This window comes from Actinomycetospora succinea, assembly GCF_004363095.1.
Lineage (GTDB): Bacteria > Actinomycetota > Actinomycetes > Mycobacteriales > Pseudonocardiaceae > Actinomycetospora > Actinomycetospora succinea.
In genome coordinates this window covers 61,799-83,751 of the sequence record NZ_SNYO01000009.1, presented here as the reverse complement: position 1 = coordinate 83,751, position 21,953 = coordinate 61,799, and the positions used below count along the sequence as shown (strand labels likewise).

21 protein-coding genes are annotated in these 21,953 nt (G+C 73.9%); 9 read left to right on the top strand and 12 right to left on the bottom strand.

All coding sequences use genetic code 11. From position 1 onward, the window contains the following. Positions 1–10: 10 nt before the first annotated feature. Genes EV188_RS24455 through EV188_RS24440 form a run of 4 tightly spaced genes read right to left on the bottom strand, consistent with a single transcriptional unit; the run spans position 11 to position 4,072 of the window. Positions 11–601: a peroxidase-related enzyme gene (locus tag EV188_RS24455; protein ID WP_133828939.1), complete on the bottom strand. Its 591-nt coding sequence runs from the start codon at positions 599–601 to the stop codon at positions 11–13. A 47-nt stretch (positions 602–648) separates the two neighbouring features. Further along, the gene (locus EV188_RS24450) at positions 649–1,761 is read right to left on the bottom strand and encodes an NDMA-dependent alcohol dehydrogenase (RefSeq protein ID WP_133828938.1); all 1,113 of its coding nucleotides are present in this window, start codon (positions 1,759–1,761) and stop codon (positions 649–651) included. Next, on the bottom strand, positions 1,758–3,488 hold the full coding sequence (locus tag EV188_RS24445; protein ID WP_243741969.1) for a class I adenylate-forming enzyme family protein: 1,731 nt from the start codon (positions 3,486–3,488) through the stop codon (positions 1,758–1,760). The genes EV188_RS24450 and EV188_RS24445 overlap by 4 nt, the downstream gene beginning before the upstream one ends. Continuing rightward, complete coding sequence (locus tag EV188_RS24440; RefSeq protein WP_133828937.1) at positions 3,485–4,072, bottom strand: peroxidase-related enzyme; 588 nt, start codon at positions 4,070–4,072, stop codon at positions 3,485–3,487. The genes EV188_RS24445 and EV188_RS24440 overlap by 4 nt, the downstream gene beginning before the upstream one ends. Before the next feature lie 124 nt (positions 4,073–4,196). Between EV188_RS24440 and EV188_RS24435 the strand changes: the two genes are divergently transcribed. Together EV188_RS24435 and EV188_RS24430 are read left to right on the top strand one after the other, a co-directional pair. Continuing rightward, complete coding sequence (locus EV188_RS24435) at positions 4,197–4,778, top strand: helix-turn-helix domain-containing protein (protein ID WP_166660048.1); 582 nt, start codon at positions 4,197–4,199, stop codon at positions 4,776–4,778. Between the two features lie 50 nt (positions 4,779–4,828). Then, positions 4,829–6,163 carry an APC family permease gene (locus EV188_RS24430; protein WP_133828935.1) on the top strand — a complete coding sequence of 445 codons (1,335 nt, stop codon included), beginning with the start codon at positions 4,829–4,831 and terminating at the stop codon, positions 6,161–6,163. A 5-nt stretch (positions 6,164–6,168) separates the two neighbouring features. Here EV188_RS24430 and EV188_RS24425 read toward each other — a convergent pair whose 3' ends face one another. After that, positions 6,169–6,624, bottom strand: coding sequence for a pyridoxamine 5'-phosphate oxidase family protein (locus EV188_RS24425; protein ID WP_133828934.1), 456 nt, complete (start codon positions 6,622–6,624; stop codon positions 6,169–6,171). Between the two features lie 76 nt (positions 6,625–6,700). On the opposite strand from EV188_RS24425, the gene EV188_RS24420 reads away from it, so the two are divergent. Genes EV188_RS24420 through EV188_RS24410 form a run of 3 tightly spaced genes read left to right on the top strand, consistent with a single transcriptional unit; the run spans position 6,701 to position 10,399 of the window. After that, positions 6,701–8,884: a phosphatase domain-containing protein gene (locus EV188_RS24420; protein ID WP_208114362.1), complete on the top strand. Its 2,184-nt coding sequence runs from the start codon at positions 6,701–6,703 to the stop codon at positions 8,882–8,884. A 35-nt stretch (positions 8,885–8,919) separates the two neighbouring features. Next, entirely contained in the window at positions 8,920–9,675 is a 756-nt protein-coding gene (locus tag EV188_RS24415; RefSeq protein WP_133828932.1) for an endonuclease/exonuclease/phosphatase family protein, read from the top strand. Positions 9,676–9,703: 28 nt separating this feature from the next. Beyond that, entirely contained in the window at positions 9,704–10,399 is a 696-nt protein-coding gene (locus EV188_RS24410; RefSeq protein ID WP_166660047.1) for a CDP-alcohol phosphatidyltransferase family protein, read from the top strand. 1 nt (position 10,400) lies between these two features. Here EV188_RS24410 and EV188_RS24405 read toward each other — a convergent pair whose 3' ends face one another. From EV188_RS24405 to EV188_RS24385, 5 genes are read right to left on the bottom strand one after another with little or no spacing between them, the layout of a single operon-like run. Next, positions 10,401–10,781 carry a nuclear transport factor 2 family protein gene (locus EV188_RS24405; RefSeq protein WP_133828930.1) on the bottom strand — a complete coding sequence of 127 codons (381 nt, stop codon included), beginning with the start codon at positions 10,779–10,781 and terminating at the stop codon, positions 10,401–10,403. Positions 10,782–10,803: 22 nt separating this feature from the next. After that, complete coding sequence (locus EV188_RS24400; protein WP_133828929.1) at positions 10,804–12,339, bottom strand: T6SS phospholipase effector Tle1-like catalytic domain-containing protein; 1,536 nt, start codon at positions 12,337–12,339, stop codon at positions 10,804–10,806. 53 nt (positions 12,340–12,392) lie between these two features. Further along, positions 12,393–13,223 (bottom strand): alpha/beta fold hydrolase, encoded by an 831-nt coding sequence (locus tag EV188_RS24395; protein ID WP_133828928.1) that lies wholly within the window; start codon positions 13,221–13,223, stop codon positions 12,393–12,395. Next, the gene (locus EV188_RS24390; protein WP_133828927.1) at positions 13,216–13,836 is read right to left on the bottom strand and encodes an isochorismatase family protein; all 621 of its coding nucleotides are present in this window, start codon (positions 13,834–13,836) and stop codon (positions 13,216–13,218) included. Before EV188_RS24390 ends, EV188_RS24395 begins: the two co-directional genes overlap by 8 nt. Positions 13,837–13,847: 11 nt before the next feature. Next, entirely contained in the window at positions 13,848–15,077 is a 1,230-nt protein-coding gene (locus EV188_RS24385) for a CaiB/BaiF CoA transferase family protein (RefSeq protein ID WP_133828926.1), read from the bottom strand. A gap of 50 nt (positions 15,078–15,127) precedes the next feature. Between EV188_RS24385 and EV188_RS24380 the strand changes: the two genes are divergently transcribed. Continuing rightward, a complete protein-coding gene (locus tag EV188_RS24380) occupies positions 15,128–15,817 on the top strand; it encodes a GntR family transcriptional regulator (protein WP_166660046.1) in 690 nt (229 codons plus the stop codon). Here the strand turns inward: EV188_RS24380 and EV188_RS24375 are convergent. Then, positions 15,754–17,112, bottom strand: a complete 1,359-nt coding sequence (locus EV188_RS24375) for an MFS transporter (protein ID WP_133828924.1) — start codon at positions 17,110–17,112, stop codon at positions 15,754–15,756. The genes EV188_RS24380 and EV188_RS24375 overlap by 64 nt on opposite strands. A gap of 199 nt (positions 17,113–17,311) precedes the next feature. On the opposite strand from EV188_RS24375, the gene EV188_RS24370 reads away from it, so the two are divergent. From EV188_RS24370 to EV188_RS24360, 3 genes are all read left to right on the top strand, one after another. Then, complete coding sequence (locus EV188_RS24370) at positions 17,312–18,775, top strand: serine/threonine-protein kinase (RefSeq protein WP_133828923.1); 1,464 nt, start codon at positions 17,312–17,314, stop codon at positions 18,773–18,775. Between the two features lie 88 nt (positions 18,776–18,863). Continuing rightward, complete coding sequence (locus EV188_RS24365) at positions 18,864–19,568, top strand: type 1 glutamine amidotransferase (protein ID WP_133828922.1); 705 nt, start codon at positions 18,864–18,866, stop codon at positions 19,566–19,568. Further along, the gene (locus EV188_RS24360) at positions 19,565–20,218 is read left to right on the top strand and encodes a helix-turn-helix domain-containing protein (RefSeq protein ID WP_243741968.1); all 654 of its coding nucleotides are present in this window, start codon (positions 19,565–19,567) and stop codon (positions 20,216–20,218) included. The genes EV188_RS24365 and EV188_RS24360 overlap by 4 nt, the downstream gene beginning before the upstream one ends. Positions 20,219–20,237: 19 nt before the next feature. Here the strand turns inward: EV188_RS24360 and EV188_RS24355 are convergent, their stop codons facing one another. Further along, entirely contained in the window at positions 20,238–21,878 is a 1,641-nt protein-coding gene (locus tag EV188_RS24355; RefSeq protein WP_133828921.1) for a trimethylamine N-oxide permease, read from the bottom strand. Between the last annotated feature and the right edge of the window lie 75 nt (positions 21,879–21,953).

The following is a 21,953-nucleotide window of genomic DNA, read 5'->3' as shown; positions in this document are numbered from 1 at the left end:
GTCGGTCCCCTCAGCGACGCTGGAAGTCGAACAGCGCGGAGTCGGGCAGGATCGCCAGCGGGGTCGCGAGGCGGTTGGAGAACGAGAAGAAGGCGGCGACCTCGAGCACCTCGAAGATCTCCTCGTCGCTCATCCCGACGGCGCGCAGGGCGTCGAAGTCGGCGTCCTGCATGCGCTCCGGGGCCTCGGTGACCTTCACGGAGAAGTCGCAGATCGCCCGCTCGCGCTCCGAGAGGTCGACCTCGCGGTAGTTGTGGGAGATGCGCTGGGCCCGCTCGCTGCTCTCGAGATGGGTCGCCATGCCGCCGGTGTGGTGCATGGTGCAGTAGGTGCAGCCGTTGATGTTCGAGACGACGGCGGCGATCATCTCCCGCTCGAGCATCGGGATCACGCCGTTGCTCGGGGTGAACAGCGCCTCGTAGTAGCCGAGGAACCGGCGCAGGACGTCCGGGTGCACGGCGAGCGCCTTGATCCAGTTCGGCACCCCGCCCTGCTTCTCCATCGCCGCGTACAGCTGGGCGACCTTCGGGGGAAGGGAGTCCTCGTCGGCGATCCCGAGGCGGGAGATGCGCTCGGTGGTGCGCACCGCGGTGTCGGTCATGATCTTCTCCGTTCGTCCTGGTACGTCGTTGTCCAGAGAGGTCGAGCTCAGAACTCCACGATCGCCTTGACGTTGCGCCCGGCGTGCATGTCGGCGAACGCCTCGTTGACCCGGTCGAGGGGATAGCGCCCGGTGATGAACTCGTCGATCTTGAGACGGTTGTCGCCGTGCAGGCCGAGCAGCATCGGGATGTCGGCGGTGGGCGCACAGTTGCCGTAGAGCGAGCCGAGCAGCCGCTTCCCGTAGAGCGTGAGCTCGATGGGGGAGACCGGGATCCCGACGGTCGCGCCGGGCCCGAGGCCCGTGACGACCGCGGTGCCGGCCTTGCGGATCGCCGCGAACGCGGCCGCGATGTGGTCGGGCGTGGTCACCCCGACGCAGACGATCGCGACGTCGGCGCCCTGTCCGTTGGTCAGCTCCCGGGCCCGCTCGGTCGCCTCGGCCATGTCGGCGTAGGTGGCGGTGGCCCCGGCGGTGATCGCCGCGTCGCGCCGGAGCTCGACCGGGTCGACGGCCAGGACGTGCGCCGCGCCCGCCATCGCCGCGCCCTGCACGGCGTGGACGCCGACGCCGCCGACGCCCATCACGATGACGACCTGGCCCGGGCGGACGTCCCCGACGCGCACGGCCGAGCCCCAGCCGGTGCCGACGCTGCAGGCGGTCAGGCAGGCGACGTCGAGCGGGATGCTCTTCGGGATCCGGACCGCCGAGCTGGTCGAGACCAGGGTTCGCTCGGAGAAGGTGGAGACGCCCGCGGTCTGCGCGAGGTCCTCGCCGTCGAGGCGCAGGCGGTAGCTGTCGGGGTCGTCGGCGCGGGCGCCGGCGAGGGTCTGTGCGCCCAGGTCGCAGAGGTTCTGCTGCCCACCCGCGCACCACCGGCACCGCCCGCAGGACGGGATCCAGGCGAGCACGACGTGGTCACCGACCTCGAAGCCGCGGGTGTTCGGCCCGACCTCGACCACGACGCCGGCGCCCTCGTGCCCGCCCGCCATGGGCAGGTTCACGCCGAGGTCGCCGCACTTGATGTGGTCGTCGGAGTGGCAGACGCCCGAGGCCACCATCTCCACGACGAGCTCGTCCTGGCGCGGTGCGTCGAGCTCGATGGTCGTGATCTCGAAGTCGCCCGGTGCCTCGTAGAGCACGGCGGCCCGTGACTTCATCGCCGTCCCTCCGGGGTGCAGACCCAGCGCGCGGACGCGACGTCCCACCAGCAGCGGTCGTCGTGCGGGTGCGGCACGGCGCCCGGAGGCAGCGACCCCTCGCGGTAGAGGTCGGCGTAGCGCTCGCGCAGCACGTTCTTGCGGATCTTGCCGCCGACGGCCTCCGGGAACGCGTCCACGAACACCACCTCCTTGGGCATCTCGAAGCCGGCCAGCGTGGGACGGCAGTGGGCGAGGAGCTGGTCGGTCGTGGCGCCGCCCGGCTCGTGGAGCAGGACGACGGCGGTCACGGCCTCGCCCCACCGGTCGTGGGGGAGCCCGACGACCGCGGCGCGCGCGACCGCGTCGTGCGCCATGAGCGTCTGCTCGACCCGGATCGAGGACACGTTCTCCCCGCCGGTCTTCACGATGTCCTTGAACCGGTCGACGACGATCCGCTGGCCGGCCTCGCCGGTGCGGAAGGCGTCGCCGCCGTGGAACCAGCCGTCGCGCATCGCGCGCTCGGTGGCGTCGGGCTCGCGGTAGTAGCCCGGGGTCAGGGCGGGGGAGCGGAAGACGCCCTCGCCGGTCCCGGAGGCGTCGGCGTCCGCGATCGCCGAGGCCATGAGGGGGTGGGGCAGCCCGACGTAGTTCTGCTGCGGCGCGGACCGCTCGTACAGGTCCTCGTGCTCGTCGAGGAAGAAGCGGTGGCAGCAGCAGATCTCGGTCTGGCCGATGATCTCGGTGACCGCGATCGGGCGCCGGAGGGTCTCGCGCAGCGACCGGTACGCGGCGGGGTGCAGCGGCGCGAAGCCATGGACGACGCTGGTCAGCGAGCCGGCGTCGAGGTGCGGCGCGGCGCGCAGCGCGGCGTCGAGACCCTGCACGACCTGCGGCGAGCCGGCCCACAGCGCGGTGATGCGGTGCCGGTCGACCGCGGCGGCGAGGTCCCCGGGGACCGGTCGGCGGCCCAGCACGACCCGGCCGCCCGCCAGCAGCGCGGAGAAGATCGTGATGTCGCCGACGTGGTAGACGATCGGCAGGAACCCGCCCAGCACGACGTCGTGGTCGTGCCGCAGCCCCTGGGTGAGGTTGCCGGTCATCGCCATCGCCTCGAGGACCGTCTTGACGTGCGGGATCATCACGCCCTTCGGCGTGGCCGACGTCCCCGAGGTGAAGAGGATCTGCCAGATGTCGTCGCCGTGGACGCCGACGTCGGGCTCGGTGGCGGGCTGGTCGCCGACGAGCTCGCGGAACGACGGCGCCGGAGCGTCGCCGCCGACGGCGATCGCGGCGAGGGTCTCGACGCCCGCGGCCGCGAGCGGCTTCTGCAGCCCCGCCCAGCTCTCCGCGTCGACGAGCGCGAACCGGGCCCCGGTCAGGCGCAGCAGCTCCTCGACCACGTCGGGGGCGAGCTTCGGGTTGAGGGGCGCGGCCGTGACGCCGGCCTTGGCGAGCCCGACCTTGGCGACGAGCGCCTCGACCGAGTTCTCGCAGACGAGCGCGACGACGTCCCCGGGCTCGGCGCCGCGGGCGAGGACGGCGTGGGCGAAACGGTTCGCCAGGTCGTCGGCGGCGGCCACCGTGAGCTCGCGGTGGTCGGGGTGCTCGCAGGCGTCGTCGAGGGCGGTGATCAGCACGGCGTCGGGCCGGCTCCAGCGCATCCGCTCGAACGTGTCGCCGACGCTGAGCCGGGTCGCCCGTGTGTCGGCGCGACGGCCGCGGAGCCGGGTGACGTCGACGGTCACCGGTCGGCCCCGGCCCGCTCGCGGGGGAGGTCGTGGTACTCCGGGTTGGCCTCGAAGCCCATCGCGAGCGCGAGCCGGTTGGTGAAGGAGTACATGGCGGTCAGCTCGGCGACGTCCCAGACCTCGTCGTGGGTCAGGCCCACCGCCTCGAGCTCCTCGAGGTCCTCCCGGCCGACCTCGGCAGGGCGGCGGGTCAGCTTGTCCGCGTACCGGCAAATCGCGAGGCGCCGCTCGTCCAGGCCGGCGTGGCGCCAGTTGTAGAGGATGCGGTCGGCCTGCGCGACGTCCCCGAGTGCCTGGCGCAGGGCGTGGACGTGCGAGGTCAGGCAGTAGGTGCAGCTGTGGATCGCCGAGACGACCACGGCGATCATCTCGCGGTCGGCCTCGTCGAGGTTCTCGGTCGGCACGTGGAGCTGCGCGTAGTGCGCGAACCACGCGGAGAAGCGCTCGGGGCGGTGCGCGTAGCCCAGGAAGACGTTGGGCACGAAGCCGAGCTCCGCCTCCGCCTTCCCGCAGAGCGATTGCAACCCCGGGGGGAGGTCGGCCACGCTCGGGACCGGGAAGAAGCTTCCGTTGCTGCTCATCGGCGAGGCGGCCCCGTTCTGGTCGATATAATGACCGTGCGGTCGCTAAAGTAGCCGCGTGGTTTCCCGTGGGCAAGAGTCCGTGCGCGCCGATCGTCGCCGTCGTCCTGCGACGATGGCCGCCATGTCCGGTGCGAACGCCGTCGTGGGGCGCAACGTCGGGATGCTGCGCAGCGAGCGACGGATGTCGGCGTCCGAGCTGGCGCGCAAGGCAGGCATCAGCAAGGCGACCGTGCTGTCGATCGAGATCGGGAAGGCGAACCCGACCGTCGAGACGCTCCAGTCGCTGGCGGACGCGCTGGGGGTGACGATCACGGATCTGGTGTCGGACGGGGCCCGCCGTGTCGTCGCCGACGTCCGGCGACGGGCCGAGGCGAGCTGGCACCCGCTGGGCACCCTGCGCATCCGTCCGCTCGCCACCATCTACGGGCCGAACCTCGTCTACGTGTTCGTCGCGGTCCTCAGCGAGGAGGGCTACTCCGACGACGGTCACGAGGCCTCGAGCGTGGAGAGCCTCTACGTCCTGTCCGGGACGGTGTCGGCCGGACCGGTCGACGACCCGAAGACGCTCGGCCCCGGGGACTTCATCCGTTTCACCGCCGACGGGCCACACATGTACCGGGCCCTCGACGGCACCGCCGAGGCCCTGCTCGTGATCGGCCGCAACCAGGTGCCCGACGTCGGGATCCCGGGCGAGGAGGAGTAACCGGGCGCTCACGGAGCGCGGAACCGCGGGCCGTCACGGACGATGGCTCGATGGCGGAGACCGGGCAGACGAGCGAGCCGGACACGGCGTCCGGCACCAGGCTGGCACGCACCGTCGGCACGGTCCTGCTGTTCTTCTTCATCGTCGGCGACACGCTCGGCGCCGGGATCTACACCCTGGTCGGCACCATGGCCGCGGACGTCGGCGGCATGCTGTGGCTGCCGCTGGTGATCGCGCTCGCGGTGGCCTTCCTGACCGCCGGGACCTACGCGGAGATGATCAGCAAGTATCCGCACGCCGGCGGCGCCGCGCGGTACGCGGAGCGCGCGGCGCCGACGCCGTTCCTGACCTTCCTCGTCGGGTTCTTCATGCTCTCGGCCGGCATCGTCACCGCCGCCCTGCTGGCCAGCGCCTTCTCCGGGGACTACTTCACGACGCTGGTCGAGCTCCCGGCCGCGCCGGTCACCGTCGTCTTCCTGCTGCTGCTCATCGGGATCAACCTCCGCGGTGTCCGCGAGTCGCTGGCGGCCAACACGGTCGCGACGGTCATCGAGACCAGCGGCCTGGTGCTGGTGATCGCCCTCGCGGCCATCGTGCTGGGCAGCGGGGGCGGCGACCTGTCGCGCGTGCTCACCCCGTCGCCCGACCAGCCGATCCTCGTCGGCGCCTTCGCCGCGTCGGTGGTCGCGTTCTTCTCGTTCCTGGGCTTCGAGGCCGCGGCGAACATGGCCGAGGAGGTCAAGGCGCCCAGCCGGGCCTACCCGCGGGCGCTCTTCGGGGCGGTCGGCACCGCCGGCCTCGTCTACCTGCTGATCGCGCTCGGGTCCGCGATCGTGGTCGACCCGCGGGTGATGGCCGAGTCCACCGGCCCGCTGCTCGAGGTGGTCACCGCCTCGGGGCTGCCGATCCCCGACTGGCTGTTCTCCGTCATCGCGCTCGTCGCGATCGCCAACGGGGCGCTGCTGTTCATGGTGATGGCCAGCCGGGCGGCCTACGGGCTCGCCGAGGTCGGCCTGCTGCCGGCGGTCTTCGGCCGGGTCGCGCCGCGGCGGCGGACGCCCTGGGTCGCGATCCTCGTCGTCGGCGCCGCCACGATCGGGATGAGCTTCGTCGCCACCATCAGCACCCTGGCCGACACCACGGTCCTCCTGCTGCTGTTCGTCTTCATCTCCACGAACGTCTCGTGCCTGGTGCTCAAGAAGGACCGCGTGGAGCACGAGCACTTCCGCGTGCCCGCCGTCGTCCCGGTGCTCGCGATCATCGCGAGCGTCGTGCTGCTCACCCAGCAGTCGCTCGAGATCTGGTTGCTCGCGGCGTGCTTCGTCGTCGTCGGGACGGTCCTCTTCCTCGTCGCGCTGGCCGGGCGCCGCCGCCGGGAGACCTGAGAGCGCTACTCCCGCTCGACGGTGCGGTGGCCCTGCGCCGGCGTCCACCACTCGACGACGAGGAGCGTCGCCTGCGGGTTCAGGTGGGTGTGGACGACCTCGGCGACGTCGGCGCGGAAGAGGTCGCCGCTCGGGCCCTCGGTGATCTCCCCGGACGCGATCGCCCGCCCGGCGATCTTGGCCTCGCCCGGCCACTGCGCCTCCTGGCCGTCGACCGGGTCGACGGTGGCGCTGTGCAGGGCGAACCGGGGATCGCGACGCAGGTCGGCGCCCTTGCGCGCGCCGGACATCGAGCCGAAGGTCAGCTCGCCGTCGTCGAACGCCGTCTCGATGCCGGAGATCCGCGGCGACCCGTCGGCGCGCAGCGTCGCGATGGTCTTGTGCCGGTGCGCGTCGAACAGCGCGCGGACCCGCGCTGCGAACTCCGGCGCCCCGGCTTCGACGTCCCGCCAGCTCGTCATGCGCCGATGATGGCACCGGGGTCCGACACCACACGGCCGCTTGTCCCCGATCGGCCCAGCCGCCACGATGCGAAGCGTGACGACCGGGGGACTGCGGCAGCTCGGGGTCGTCTACGACGTCGACGGGGTGCTGCGCATCGCCCCGCTGCGCCGCCAGTGGGGGCGGCTGCACGCCCTCGTCGCCCGCGGCTCGCGCGACCGTCGCTCGCTGCTGGGCATGCAGCGCGTGCTCGGGGTCCTCGCCGACGGCGAGCCGCCCGCCGACGTGTACTTCCTGACCGCGCTGCCGTTCCGGCTGGCCCGCCCGTTGCGAGCCGCGCTGCGCCACGACCAGTACCCCGGCGGCACGTTGCTGATGGCGGGGCAGTCCCTGTTCTCGGGCTGGCTGTTCGGCGCCGGCCTCGAGCGCAAGCGCGCCACGCTCGACCGGCTCGCCGCGGAGCACCCCGACACGTCCTGGGTGCTCGTCGGCGACGACGCCGGCCACGACCCGCAGCTCTTCGAGGGCTTCGCCCGCGACCACCCCGGACGCGTCGCGGCGATCGCGATGCGCCGGCTCCTGGGCGTCGCGGACGCGTCGACCAGCACCGACGGCGACGGGCCGCCGGTCGTCGAGGCCCCCAACGGCGAGGAGCTGCTGCCGGGGCTGCGCACGGTCCTGGGCCTCGAGAACACCGAGCGGGAGCCGCGGATCGACGACTGGTTCCTCACCGAGTCCCAGCGCGGCAACCCCGCGACGCGGCTGCGCCCGTGGACCGAGGGCAACGACGTGCGCCTGCGCGTGCACGGCAGCGCCTACTACCGGGTCCTCGCCGCCCGCCTCGCCACCACCGGGCCGGGCGACCAGGTGCTCTTCCTCGGCTGGCGCGGCGACGGCGACCAGCAGCTCGGCGACCAGGGCCCGACCGTCTCCCAGGCGCTCGCGGACGCGGCGCGCTGCGGGGCGCGGGTGTGCGGGCTGCTGTGGCGCTCGCACCTGACGATGTTCGGCTACCACGTCGCCCAGAACCGGCGCCTCGTCGCGGACCTGCAGGCGGTCGGCGCCGAGGTGCTGCTCGACCAGCGCATCCGTCCGCTCGGCAGCCACCACCAGAAGCTCGTCGTGATCCGCCACGACACCGACCCGCACGACGACGTCGCCTTCGTCGGCGGCATCGACCTCGTCCGCGGTGCGCGCGACGACATCGTCCACCTCGGCGACCCGCAGTCCACGGCGGCCGCCGACTCCTACGACCGCGACCCCCGCCACGACGCCCAGCTCGAGCTGCGCGGGCCCGTCGTCCGGGATCTCCACGAGGTGTTCTTCGAGCGCTGGGTCGACCCGACGCCGCTGGTCCGGCTGCCCTGGCACGTGGTCCCCGACCTCGTGCACCGCCTGCCCCGGCACGGGTCCGCGCTGCCGCCGCCGACGCCGGACCCGCCCGCGACCGGGTCGTGCGCGGTCCAGGTCCTGCGCACGTACCCCCGCCGGACACCGCCGACCCCGTTCGCGCCGTGGGGCGAGCGCAGCGTCGCCCGCGCGTTCATCAAGGCGCTGGGGCGCGCGCAGCGGCTCGTGTACGTCGAGGACCAGTACCTGTGGTCCGCGGACGTCGCCCGCGTGTTCGCCGCGGCCCTGCGCCGCGCGCCCGACCTGCACCTCGTCGCCGTCGTGCCGCGCCCGCACCACGACGCCGGGCCGAATCCTGCGATGATCGGGCAGGCCGAGGCGATGGCGATGGTGCACGAGGCCGGCGGCGAGCGCGTCCAGATCCTCGACGTCGAGAACGACGAGGCGAGCCCGGTGTACGTGCACGCCAAGGTCTGCGTGATCGACGACGTCTGGTGCACCGTCGGCAGCAACAACTTCAACACCCGGTCCTGGACCCACGACTCCGAGCTGGTCTGCGCGATCCTCGACCAGGAGCGCGACGGCCGGGCACCCGCCGACCCCGGCGGCCTCGGTGACGGTGCCCGTGGCTTCGCCCGGCGCCTGCGTCTCGAGCTGATGCGCGAGCACCTGGGTCTGACCGGGGACGACGAGATCCTCGACCCCGACCACGCCGCCGACGTCGTCCGCGCCCGGTCGGCGGCGCTCGACGCCTGGCACGCCGGTGGCGGCGAGGGCGTGCGACCGCCCGGCCGGCTGCGACGCCACACCCCCGTGCACGAGCAGGTCGAGATCACCCTGCGGCGACGCTGGATCACCGGCCCCGCCTACCGGATGGTGCTCGACCCCGACGGGCGCCCGCTGCGCGCCCGGCTCCAGCGGACCTATTGAATGGCGCGATCGGAGACTCCACGCGCCTGCGGGTGATGACGTTCAATGTCCGCGGCTTCACGACGCCCGTGGACGGGCGCCACCGCTGGCCGCGGCGGGCGGCACGCAACGTCGCGACGGTCCGCGAGCAGGCGCCCGACGTCCTCGGCGTGCAGGAGCTCCAGCGCGCCGCGCTGGCCACCTACCGCCGCGAGCTGCCCGACCACGGCCTCGTGCTCGGCCCCGCCGCGGGCACGCGCCGGCGACCGGAGCACAACGCGATCCTGTACGCGCCCGACCGCCTCGAGCTGCTCGACCACGGCGGCTTCTGGCTCAGCGCCACCCCCGACGTGCCGTCGGCCTCCTGGGGCACGCGCAATGCCCGGGCCCTGAACTGGGCGACGTTCGCGGTGCGCGGCACCGGCGCGACGTTCCGCCACGTCAACGTCCACCTCGACCACTGGAGCTCCCGCGCGCGGGAGGAGAGCGTCCGGCTGTTCCTGCGCCGCCTCGACGACGGGGCGCCGACGGTCGTGACCGGCGACTTCAACTGCCCGCCCGGCTCGCCGCCGTACCGCGCGCTGCTCGGGCACGGGTACGACGACACGTGCCTCCAGGACGAGGAGACCTTCCACGGGTTCGGCACGGTCCGCGCCGCGGTGGTGCGCCGGTTCCACCGGGGCCCGCTGCGCCTCGACTGGATCCTCGCCGAGCGGGGCCGGTGGGAGGTCGAGGGCTCGCGGATCGTGCGGGGGACCGGGGCGAGCGACCACGACCCCGTGGTCGCGGACCTCCTGTTGTCCGGGTCGTGACGACTACAGTGCTCGCGGGGTGATGCGGGTGGACGTCGATGACCTCGAGGGCTACGTCGACCGCTGGTCGCGGGCCCACGGCGGCTACGACGCCCGGTCGTCCCCGTCGACCATGCTCTGGTTGCGCATCGCGCACCGGCTCGGCGCCCCGCTGGCCCGCCGCGGGGTCCCGCCGACCCGCGTGACCCTGCTCGGCGGCGTCGTCGCGGTCGCCGTCGGTGCCGTCGCCGCGCTCGGTGGGCGCTGGCCGGTGCTCGCGGCCGCGCTGGTCGTGGTCCTCGCCCTGCTCGACGGCGTCGACGGGGCGGTCGCCGAGCTGACGGACTCCGCCACCGGCTGGGGCCGGGTCGTGGACCAGCTCGTCGACCGCGTCGGCGACCTCAGCATGGTCGCCGGGCTCTGGGCACTCGGGGCGCCGGGCCCGCTGTGCGCCGTGGCCGCGGTGCTCACCGTGCTCGACGAGGCGATCCGGGGCGGCGCGGCCGCGGAGGGCGTCGGCGGCGTCGGCCTCGTGAGCTTCCCGGAGCGCCCGGCGCGCCTGGTGATCGGCGGCGTCGCGCTCCTCGGGGCCGGGGTCGTGCCGTCGGTCGCCGGCACGACGGTCACCGTCGCCGCCGGCCTCTGGACCCTGCTGGCCGTCGTCGCGACCGTGCAGCTGGTGGTCAACGTCCGCCGCCAGCTGCTCGGGCGCCCCCGCAACGTCGCGGAGCGCGAGGACTCCTGACCTACCGACGGTCGACGATCTTCCAGTACGAGTCCTTGCGCACGACCTTCCCGTCGCGGAACTCCCAGTGGTCGCAGCCCCGGACGCGCACCTCGTCCCCGTCGGGCGTGGTGCCGGTGAGCAGCCACTCCGAGACGCCCAGGTCGCCGCAGACCCAGTGTCGGTCCTCGCCGTAGTGGGCGTCGGGCAGTCCCGCGAACCGGCTCGCCAGGCCCTCGCGCACGGCCGCCCGGCCGACCAGGCGCCGCCCCCAGGGGTCCGGACCCCGCGGCATGTCGAGGGAGCAGTCGTCGGCGAAGAACGCCATGATCGCGTCCAGGTCGTGGGCGTTGAAGGCCGCGGTGAGCGCCTCGAGCGTCTCCCCGTGCCCCGCTGGGTCCATCGTCGGTCCCTCCTCGAGTCGTTCAGGCGAGCCGGTGCACGGTCAGCACGACGGTTCCCTGGTTGTTGCCGTAGGAGCCCCAGGCGTCGTTGCCGTACGCCCAGAGATGGCCGGCGCGCTGCACCCGGCGATCGAGCGCGTCGCCGACGACGAACTCCTCGTCGGGCGCGACGACCTCGCCCGCGTCGTCGGTGACCTCGTTCGCGACGAGCCCGACGAGCGCCATCAGCGGGACGTCGGCCCGGCGCCGGGCACCGACGAGGTCGGCGTCCGGGTTGCCGGTGACCAGCCGCAGCGCCCCCTCCGCCAGCCCCACCACGCGCCCGACGCCGTCGCCCACCAGCGGCCAGCGGGCGGCGCCGGCGGGCCCGCCGCCCCCGAGCGGGGTGCCCCAGCGACCGTCGGCCGTGAAGCGGTAGGTGCCCGGCTCGAGGTACAGGCCGGTGGCGTTCCAGCTCCGGTCCGCCGCGAGCCGCACCGGGACGTCCTCGCCCGGCGCGAGGCGTCGCGTCGGGCGGTACCGCAGGTCGGGCGGGTCGTCGGCGAAGGCCAGCTGGCGGGTGTAGGCGGAGGCGTCGACGGCGGGCAGCCGGCGGTCGGCCTCCACGGGCGGCGCGGCCCGGGGCCGGGGCTGGAAGGCGATCTCCTCGAGCGCGCCGAGGGGCCCGTCGGGCATCTCGTGCAGCGTGCCGTTGACCGGGTCGGGGTCGAACGGCGCGCCGGTGAACCGCAGCCCGACCGCGGTGCGGGCCTCCTCGATCATCCAGCCGAGCGGGCCGTCGCTGAGCCGGCGGTCGTCGGGGTGACCGCCGCCGACGTCGCGGTGGTCGCCGGGGAACCAGACCTGGGCGACGTCCTGCCCCTCCGCCGCGTCCCCCCACAGCGTCGGCCGGAACGGCCCGCGCATCTCGTCCAGCGACACCGCGTGGCGGGCGTGCGGGATGCGGGGATCGAGGACGACGTCGAGGAACTCGTAGCGCCGGCGGGACCCGAACGGATCCGGGAGCGCGAGGTGGCGCGGGATGCCCAGCGCGCCGACGGTGTCCCAGACGCCCACGAAGACCACCGGGATGTCGGGCGAGCGGGGGTCGTAGGCGAGCGGGACCGCGTCGTCGACCGCGGAACCCCGACGGATCCGGCCGGCGCGCCGGTCCGCGCGGCCCTCGGCCTTGTGCGTCTCGTACCGCCCGTGGGCGGCCGCCACCGCCGCCTCGAGGGCCGTGGCCCCGAGATCCGTGCGGTCGACGATCCCGACGGCACCGACCATCCCGGCCAGGCTCCGCGCCAGGTACGCGCCCCGGCTGAACCCGAAGACGCTGATGCGGTCGCCCGGCCGGAACGTCTCGACGAGGAACCGGTACCCCGCCCGCAGGTCACGGTCGAGGCCCCAGCCGGTGAGACCCCCGCGGACCTGGTCGACGACGCCGCCGTTCCCGACGCCCCGCACGTACGTCTTGCGGTCGGCGGGGAGGTCCAGCCGGTCGAACAGACCGACGACGTTGGTGTGGTCGGCGCGGTCCTGCCAGGTGCCGTCGCAACAGACCACGAGGTCGGGCATCGCCCCAAGCTCCCAGGGGTCCGCCCGGGCGGGGAATGCGCAGAACTGCGTAGTCAGGCCGCCACGGTCGTGTCCACCTCCGCGTAGAACGAGCGCAGCAGGGCGTCGAGGCGCATCTTCTGCTCCTTGCCCGCGATGACGTGCGCGGCGTCCCACCACGTCTCGTCGCGGCCGTCGGGCAGCAGCTCGGCGAGCAGCCCGGTGTGGTCGACGGTGGTGATCGGGTCGCGGCCGGCGTGCAGCACGAAGCTCGGGACGCGGATCCCGCCGAGCCGGTCGCGGGTGTCGTGGCCCAGGCACGCCTCGACCAGCCGGCCGTGCGCGTCGGCCTTCCCGGCGAGGTCCCCCCAGGCGCCGTCCGGGCCCAGCAGCCGGTCGCGGTGGCGGCCGTAGAACGCCGGCGCGAAGCTCAGCGACGCGCAGAGCATCTGGAACGCCGCGAAACCGAGCTCCTGGTGCACGCGGCGCAGCATGGTCAGCTGGTCGGCGAGCGCCGGGTCGGCCCAGGCCCACGAGCCGGTCATGAACAGGGAGCGCACGAGGTCCGGGCGCCGGATCGCGAGCTCCTGGCCGATGCAGGCGCCCATCCCGACCATGCCGAGCACGTGCGCCTCGCTCCACCCGAGGTGGTCGAGCAGCGCGGCGACGTCGTCGGCGTACGACCGGGTGGAGGCCTCGGCGTCCGGGTGGTCGTCGCTCTCGCCGAGGCCGCGGTAGTCGAAGACGACGACCTCGAAGTCGGCGACGGCGGCGCGGGGGAGGTCGCCGAGGCGTCCGTGGCAGTAGGTGCCCCAGCCGCCCATCGCCACCATGCGCGGCCGGTCCTGCCCCGCGCCGTGGACCTCGAAGTGCAGGCGGCGCCCGTCGACGGTCAGCTCAGGCACCGGCGATCGCCTCGAGCCCGGCGATCGCCGCGTCGACGTCGACGACGTCCGCGTAGCGGCGGCCCACGTCGGCGAGGTTGGCCCGGTGCGCCTCCTGCTGCTGGTCGCCGCAGCACTCGCCGACCACGATCGTGCGGAGCCCGTGGGAGAACGCGTCGACGATCGAGGCCCGGATGCAGCCCGAGGTCATGCAGCCGAGGACGACGACGGTATCGACGTCCCAGTACCGCAGGATCGAGGCGACCGGCGTGCCGAAGAACGCCGACGGCGCCTTCTTGATCACCAGCTCGTCCGTCGGGTGCCAGACCTTCGGGTCGATCTCCGCGCCCGCGGACCCCGGCGTGATCTCCCCGAGCTCGGGCATCTTCCAGCGCCCCAGGTCGGCGGGGCCGTCGAAGGCGACGGCGGTGTGCAGCACCGGGACCCCGAGCGCCCGGGCGCGGTCGAGCAGCCGGCCGCTGCGCTCGACCGCCTCGCGCACGTACGGGCTGCGGCCGAGCGCGAACTCGCCCTCGGTCAGCGCCCGCTGGAAGTCGACGACCAGCATCGCGGCGCGTCGGCCGAACCCGATGTCGTGGCTGGAGTAGCCGGCGGCGTCGAACTCGTCGGTCATGGGGTCCACTCCTAGATCACGTCGGCCGCGCGCAGGTCGCGCACGGCCTCGGGGGTGTAGCCGAGGCGCTCGGTGAGCACCTCGTCGGTGTGCTCGCCGAGCTCCGGGCCCAGCCAGGCCACCTCGCCGGGCGAGCCCGACAGCCGCGGGAACACGCCCTGCATGGGGAACTCGCCGAAGCGCGGGTCGGCCATCGACAGGATCGACTCCCGGGCCCGGAAGTGGGGGTCGGCGAGCATCTCCTTGGCCCGGTAGATCGGGCCGGCGGGGACGCCGTGCTCCTCGAGGTGGGCGAGCACGTCGTCGGCGCTCCGCGTCGACGTCCACGCGGCCACGATGGCGTCGAGCTCCTCGGCGTGGGCGCCGCGCGCGGCATGGGTGGCGAAGCGCTCGTCGTCGCCGAGCTCCGGGCGGCCCATCGCCGTGGCCAGCCGGCGGAACACCGTGTCCATGTTCGCCGCGACGAGCACGCTGCCGCCGTCACCGGTGGGGTAGACGTTGCTCGGCGCGACGCCCGGCAGGGTCGCCCCGGTCCGGGTGCGCTCGTGGCCCGCGAGCACCCACTCCGGGATCAGCGACTCGGTGACCGCGAGGACCGACTCGTAGATCGACGCGTCGACCACCTGGCCCTCCCCGGTGCGGCGGCGGTGCTCGAGCGCCGCCAGCGCCCCGAGCGCGCCGAACATCGCGGTCAGCGTGTCGCCGAGCGAGATCCCGCAGCGCCCCGGCGGCCGGTCGGGCTCGCCGACGAGGTGGCGCAGCCCGCCCATCGCCTCGCCGATCGAGGCGTAGCCGGCGCGGTGCGCGTAGGGGCCGGTCTGCCCGTAGCCGCTGATCCGGACCATGATCAGGCCGGGGTGGTCGGCGGCGAGCGTCGCGTGGTCGAGCCCCCAGCGCTCGAGGGTGCCGGGCCGGAAGTTCTCGACGACGATGTCGGCCTCGCCCGCCAGCTTCCGGGCGATCTCGCGGCCCTCGGGGGTGCGCAGGTCGCAGGTCACCGACCGCTTGTTGCGGGCGACGATCGGCCACCACAGCGAGCGGTCGCCGGCCTTGCGGCCCCACTGGCGCATGACGTCGCCGCGCTGCGGGTCCTCGATCTTGACGACGTCGGCGCCGTGGTCGGCCATGAGCTGGGCGCAGTACGGGCCGGCGAGCAGCTGGCCCATCTCGAGGACGCGGACGCCGGCGAGGGCGCCGGTCCGGATCGCCGACGGGGCGGGGTCGGCGGCGTACGCCGTCATGCACGTGCTCCTGTCGTCGGGTGGCTAGGCTTCCGCACCGTGGAGCGGCGGTGAACCGCGCGGACACGGCGTACCGCCGGCTGCGGCGCGAGATCCTCGAGGGGGTGCTGCCCCCGGGGACGCCGCTGCCCGAGGTCGAGTCGGCCGAGCGGCTGGGCGTCAGCCGGACGCCGGTGCGCGAGGCGCTGGGGCGTCTGGCGGGGGAGTCGCTGGTCGAGGTCTCGCCGCGCCGCGCTGCGCGGGTGGCCCGCTGGCGGCCCGAGATGCAGCAGGAGATCCTCGACCTGCGCGTCGTCCTGGAGTCGCACGCCGCCGAGCTCGCCGCCGCCTCGATCGGCGCGGACGACCTGGCGACGCTCGGGCGGCTCTGCGACGAGGGCGACGCCGTGGTCGCGGCGCCGACCGTCGACCTCGTCGCCTTCGCCGAGAACGCCCGCGAGTTCCACCTCGCCGTCAGCGCCGCCACCGGCCGGCCCCGCCTCGACGCGATGGTCCACGGCCTGCTCGACGTGCCCGCGGTCGCGGCGCGCTACAGCGCCTTCCGCCCCGAGGACTTCGTGCGCAGCGCCGCCCACCACCACGAGCTGGTCGAGGCCTTGCGTGCGGGCAACGCGCCCTGGGCGGGCCACCTCATGCGCGCGCACATCCTCGCGGCGCGGGAGGCCATGCGGATCCCTCACCGGGACTCCGCCGACGTCGACGACTCCGCCAGCTCCGGGCCGGGCGAGCCCGCCGGGTAGCGGGGCAGGCGACGCAGCATCGCGACGCCGACCACCGAGGCGATCCCGCCGAGCACCAGGGCGATCGCCAGCGGCACCGACGAGCCGCCGAACGTCGCCACCAGCGCGAGCGCCGGCAGCGGCAGCAGCGCGCCGCCGATGACGTTGGCGAGGGCGAACGAGACCGCGACGCCGGTGTAGCGCAGGCGCACCGGGAAGGCGTCGCTCATCAGCGACGGGAGCGCGCCGTTGCCGAGCCCGTAGGGGATGACGCCGATCGCCATCGCGACCCACAGCAGCGCCGGCTCCCCGGTCGCGACCAGCCCGAACGCCGGGAACGCCCAGACGATCGTGAACAGCCCGGCGACGAGGACGAGGCGCTCGCGCGACACCTTCTTGGCCAGCAGCGCCGCGCCGATCGTGTAGGGCACGAGCAGCAGGCCGCAGAGGACGAGACCGACCTGGACGTCGTGCGCGTCGATGCCCTCGACGTAGCTCTTGGCGTAGGCGAGCAGGCCGGTCATCAGCGCGTAGACCACGACGATGATCGAGAGCCAGGCGAGCGTGACGGCGAGGATCGGCCGGCCGGCCTCGCGCATCGTGGCGGCGAAGGTCGCCGGGACCTCGTCACGGGTCTTCTTGAAGTCCGGCGTCTCCTCCAGGCGCAGCCGCACGAACATGCCGAGCGCGACGAGCACGAACCCGGCGAGGAACGGCACCCGCCAGCCCCAGGCCAGGAACGTCTCCTCGTCGACCGCCGAGGCCACGACCAGCAGCGACGCCGCCGCCAGCGCAAGACCGAGCACCGAGCCGACCTGGGGGAGCGAGCCGTAGAGGACCCGGCGCGACGGCGGCGCGTGCTCGACGGCGACCGCGACCGCGCCGCCCCACTCACCGCCCACCGCGAGGCCCTGGACCAGGCGCAGGACCACCAGGAGCACCGGGGCGGCGATGCCGATGGCGGCGTAGGTGGGCAGCAGACCGACGCCCGCCGACGCGACGCCCATCAGGGAGAGCGAGAGGACCAGCGCGCCGCGACGTCCCCACCGGTCACCGAGCCGCCCGAACACCCAGGCGCCCAGCGGCCGCACGAAGAACGCGACCGCGTGGCTCGACAGGGCGGCCAGCGTCCCCAGCCACGGCTGCGCGCCGGGGAAGAACAGCGGCCCGAACACCAGCGCGGCGACGAACGTGTAGAGGATGAAGTCGTAGATCTCGACCAGCGTGCCGATCATGCAGGCGAACGCGGTGCGGCCCGGCGAGAGCCCGGTCCGCGGCCGTTCGGACGTGGGGGCGATCTGCTCGGTCGGACGCATGGCCCCGCCTCTCCCGTCCCGCCGCGCGCGGGCTCCTGAGGGCTCAGCGTGCAGTGATCCGGGTCATGAACGCAAGAGTCTTGTATACCCGAAGGACGCGAGACGGCCGTCGGAGGCCGCTGTGCCGTCGAATCCGGCCGTCTTGCATACACATGGAGCATCGTGGCTCGGGAGGACCGCCTCCCGCATACTCTGCGTGATGACCCAGCCGGAGACGTTCGGGCCCTACCGCCTCGAGGAGCGGATCGGGCGCGGCGGGATGGGCGAGGTCTACCGGGCCTTCGACACGGCGCGCGAGCGCACCGTCGCCCTCAAGCTCCTGCACCCGGCCCTGGGTGCCGACGCCGCGTACCGCGAGCGCTTCCGGCGGGAGTCGCGGACCGTCGCGCGCCTGTCCTCGCCGCACGTCATCCCGATCCACGACTTCGGCACGATCGACGGCCGCCTCTACATCGACATGCGGCTGGTCTCGGGCGACGACCTGGCGGCCGTGATCCGCAGGACCGGCCGGCTGGAGCCCGCGCGGGCGGTGGAGATCGTCCGGCAGGTCGCCGACGCCCTCGACACCGCGCACGAGGGCGGGCTGGTCCACCGCGACGTGAAGCCCTCCAACGTGCTGGTCGCCGAGCAGCGCGACCGCGACTTCGTCTACCTCGTCGACTTCGGGATCGTGCGCGCGGTCGACGGCGCGGCGGACGGCGCCACGCTGACGGGGACGGGCACGGCGATGGGGACGCTCGCCTACATGGCGCCCGAGGTGTTCGTCCGCCGCGACGTGGACCGCCGGATCGACGTGTACGCGCTGGGCTGCCTGCTGGTCGAGGCGATCGCCGGGCGCCCGCCGTTCCCCGGCGAGGGCCCGGCGCTCATGGACGCGCACCTCCACGCGCCGCCGCCGCTGCTCTCCGCGCTCGTGCCCGGCGTCCCGCCGGCGTTCGACGCCGTGGTGGCGACGGCCATGGCCAAGGACCCGTCCCGGCGCTTCGCCACGGCGGGCGGGCTCGCCGAGGCCGCCGTCGCCGCGCTCGAGGGCCGCCCGGCCGGTCCCGGCGCGCCGCCGCCCGCGATGTGGCCGCCCCCGCCGATGGCGCCCCCGCCACACCTCCGCCCGCCGGGACCGCCGCCGCGCTCGCGGGGCACGGTGATCGCGCTCGTCGCCGGCCTCGCCGTGCTCCTGCTGGCCGTCGGCGTCGGGGCCGTCGTCCTCACGACGCGGACCCCGGCCCCTCCGCCGGCCCCTCCGCCGGCCCTCGCCGCCGTGTTCCCGGGCGCCGGCGGGACGTCGTGCGGACCCGCGGGCGGGCTCGACGAGTTCACGACGCGCAGCGGCGCCGTGCCGGTCGAGGCGATCGTGTGCGAGTACCCGGACGTCGCCCCGGACGCCCTGGTGCTCTACGCACGGTGGCCGGACGCCGCCGCGGCGACCGCCTGGTACCGGGACACCGCCGAGCTCGGACCGCGCGTCGACCCGGGCGCGGCGTGGGTCGTCGACGACGTCGTCCAGGGCCCGCTCTATACCGCCGAGAGCGACGGGACGGTCTACACGACCGGTCTCTACGAGGGCATGGCCTGGACCTGGGAGATCCGCACCGGCTCGACGGGCGACGCCCGCCGGGTCCGGGAGCAGCTGGTGTTCCGCCCGCGCGCCGAGCTCGGTGGTTGACGCCACGCTGCCGGGCGCAACCGGGTTGACCTAGCGTGGACGGCGGCTCCTGACAGGAGACACGGCCAAACGCGGGGGAACGGGAGCGATGAGCGAGGACCGACGGGTGCTGTTCCTGCAGCACCAGGACGACTGTGGACCCGGCTACCTCGGGGACCGTGTGCGCGAGCTCGGGCTGCCGATGGACGTCGCCCACCTGAGCCACGGCGACCGCCCGGCGGACCCGTCGCGCTGGTCGCTGGTCGTGTCCCTCGGCTCCGACGACTCGACGCTCGACTCCTCGGTCGCCTACCTCGACCACGAGCGGGCGTTCCTCGCCGAGGCGGTCGCGGCGGACGTCCCCGTGCTCGGCGTGTGCTTCGGCGCGCAGATGCTCGCGACCGTCCTGGGCGCCAGCGTCCGCACGCTCGAGCGCCCGGAGATCGGGTGGCTCGACGTCGAGACCCGCCGGCCCGACGTCGTCGGGTCCGGGCCGTGGCTCGTGTGGCACCTCGACGCGTTCGCGTGCCCGCCCGACGCCGAGATGCTCGCGTCGACCGACGCCGCCGTGCAGGCCTTCCGCCAGGGTCCGCACCTCGGCGTCCAGTTCCACCCGGAGGCCACGCCGGAGAGCGCCGGGGCCTGGGCGGCGAAGTACCCGAAGGCGCTCGCCGCGGCCGGGATCGACCGGACCGCCCTGCTCGACGAGACCGATCGTCGGCAGGACGAGTCCCGCGAACGGGCCGCCGCGCTGCTCGACGAGGTGGTGAACGGCGTTTCCTCTGCGGGTGCGGGGACTACTCTCGACCTGTGAGCTCTGCGACCGACGACCCCGAGGCGGCGGAACCCGGCTCCGTGCCGGAGGAACCGGCGGCCCCGGGGCTCGGCGAGCTCGAGCACGTCATCGCCTCGCGGACCCGGGAGTACCGGATCGCCAAGGGCCTGACGATGACGTCCCTCGCGCGCCGCGTCGGCATGTCGAAGGCGATGCTCTCGAAGATCGAGAACGCCCAGACGTCCTGCAGCCTCTCGGTGCTCTCCCGGCTGGCGGCGGCGCTGGAGATCCCGGTGACCGCGCTGTTCCGCGGCATCGACTCGGACCGCGAGGCGGTCTACACCCCGGCCGGGCGCGGCGCCGAGATCTCCCGGCGCGGCAGCAACGTCGGGCACGTCTACCGGATGCTCGGGGCGCTGCGCGGCCAGCACAAGCGGCTCGAGCCCCTGCTGTGCACGCTCACCGAGGCCAGCGAGGTCTTCCCGCTCTTCCAGCACCCGGGCACCGAGTTCCTGTTCGTGCTCGACGGCGTCATGCGCTACGTCCACGGCGACGCCCAGTACGAGATGCACGCCGGCGACTCGCTGATCTTCGACGGCGAGGGCCCGCACGGGCCGTCGGAGCTGGTGCAGCTCCCGATCACCTTCCTGACCGTCACCGGCTACGGGCACATGCCGCCCGTGGCCTGAGCACCGGCCACCGTCCCCGTCAGGTCCCGGCCGCGGCGAGCAGCTGGCCGATGATCACCATGACGACGCCGCCGGCGAGGACGACGTAGGGCCGGATCCCGGCGCGGCGGGGGAGCGCGACGGCTCCGGGCTCGCCGTTCTCCGCGGGGAGGTCGTCGCTGAACGAGGCCGGGAAGACGCCCTTGTCGACGACCTTGTGGCGGTAGTAGAAGACCGGGACGATGATCGCCGCCGCGATCAGCCCCGTCAGCAGGGCGCCGCCACCGTAGACGTTCGCCCCCCAGCCGAGCAGCAGGGCGTTGACGAACGCGAGCACGGTGCCGATCGCGATGAGGATCGTCGGCGCGCGGTAGGGCCGTGGCGCGTCGGGGTTGTCGACCCGGTGCATCCACCCGGCGTTGAGGTTGAGGAAGTTGAAGATCATGTAGCAGACCGTGGACGTCGCCAGGACGAACACGTAGTCGCTGAGCAGCAGCAGCACCAGGTTGAACACGAGGTCGGTCCACATCGCCCGCGTCGGCGCGCCGTGCTGGTTGGTGCGCGACAGGAAGCGGGGGAGCCACCCGTCCCGCGAGCCCTGGTAGAGCGTGCGCGACGAGCCCGCCATCGTCGTCATGATCGTCAGCAGCAGCGCGAGGACGAGCATGACGATGAGCAGGTTGGCGACGACCGGGCCGCCGCCGACGATCTCGGTCATCGCCTGGCCGACACCGTTGCCGTCGACGATGTCGTCCTGGGTCAGGCGCTCGACGCCGAGGGCGCCCTGGAAGGCGAACGGCACCAGCGTGTAGATGACCAGGCAGGCGATGCCCGCCGAGAGGATCGCCCGCACGGTGTCGCGACCGGGGTTCTTGAACTCGGCGGTGTAGCAGATCGAGGTCTCGAAGGCGTACGCCGACCACGCGGCGAGGAAGAGCCCGCCGGCGAACAGCGTCCACCCGCTCGCGTCCCAGGCGCCGGAGAGCGGGACGAACGGCTGGAAGTTGGCGGCGACGACGTCGCCGGTGATCAGGGGCACGACGCCGATCACGAGCAGCGGCACGAGGACCGCGAGGCCGATCACCGTCTGCACGCGGGCCGCCCGCAGGATGCCGCCGTGCTGGAGGCCGAAGACCAGGAGCAGGAACAGCGCCGCGATGACGAACTGGGCGTTGAGGCGGACCTCGAGGCCCTCCTGGATGAAGCCCAGCGGGAGCAGGGTCATCGACCAGGTGTTGATCGTCGCCTCGGCCGGGAAGAGCGCCGTCAGCACGTAGCCCGCGGCGAGCCCGGACCCGACGGTGAGCACCGGTGACCAGGCGAGCCAGTTGCACCACACCGACAGCGGGGCGACGGGCTTCGCGTACCGCACCCAGGCCATCGCCCCGTAGACCGAGGCGCCGCCGGACTTGCTCGGGAACAGCCCGGCGATCTCGGCCCAGACGAAGGACTGGAGCAGGCCGAAGACGATGGACACGGTCCAGACCAGCGGCGACGGAGCGCCGACCGTGGCCGCGATCGCGCCGATGGAGAAGAGGACGAGGGCCGGGACGCCGCTGGCGATCCAGAAGGCCCCTTTCCAGTCCAGGGTGCGGTGCAGACCGCTGTCGATACCGCCGGCCGCCGTGTCCGAGGTGCTCGGCGTGCGTTGCGGTTCGGGATCCCGCGTCGTTTCGGACATCGCCCGTTCCTTCCGTCCTGCGCTGCGCGTCAGTCGGTGCTCTCGGGCGTCTCCGGTGTCTCGTCCGCCGTCGGA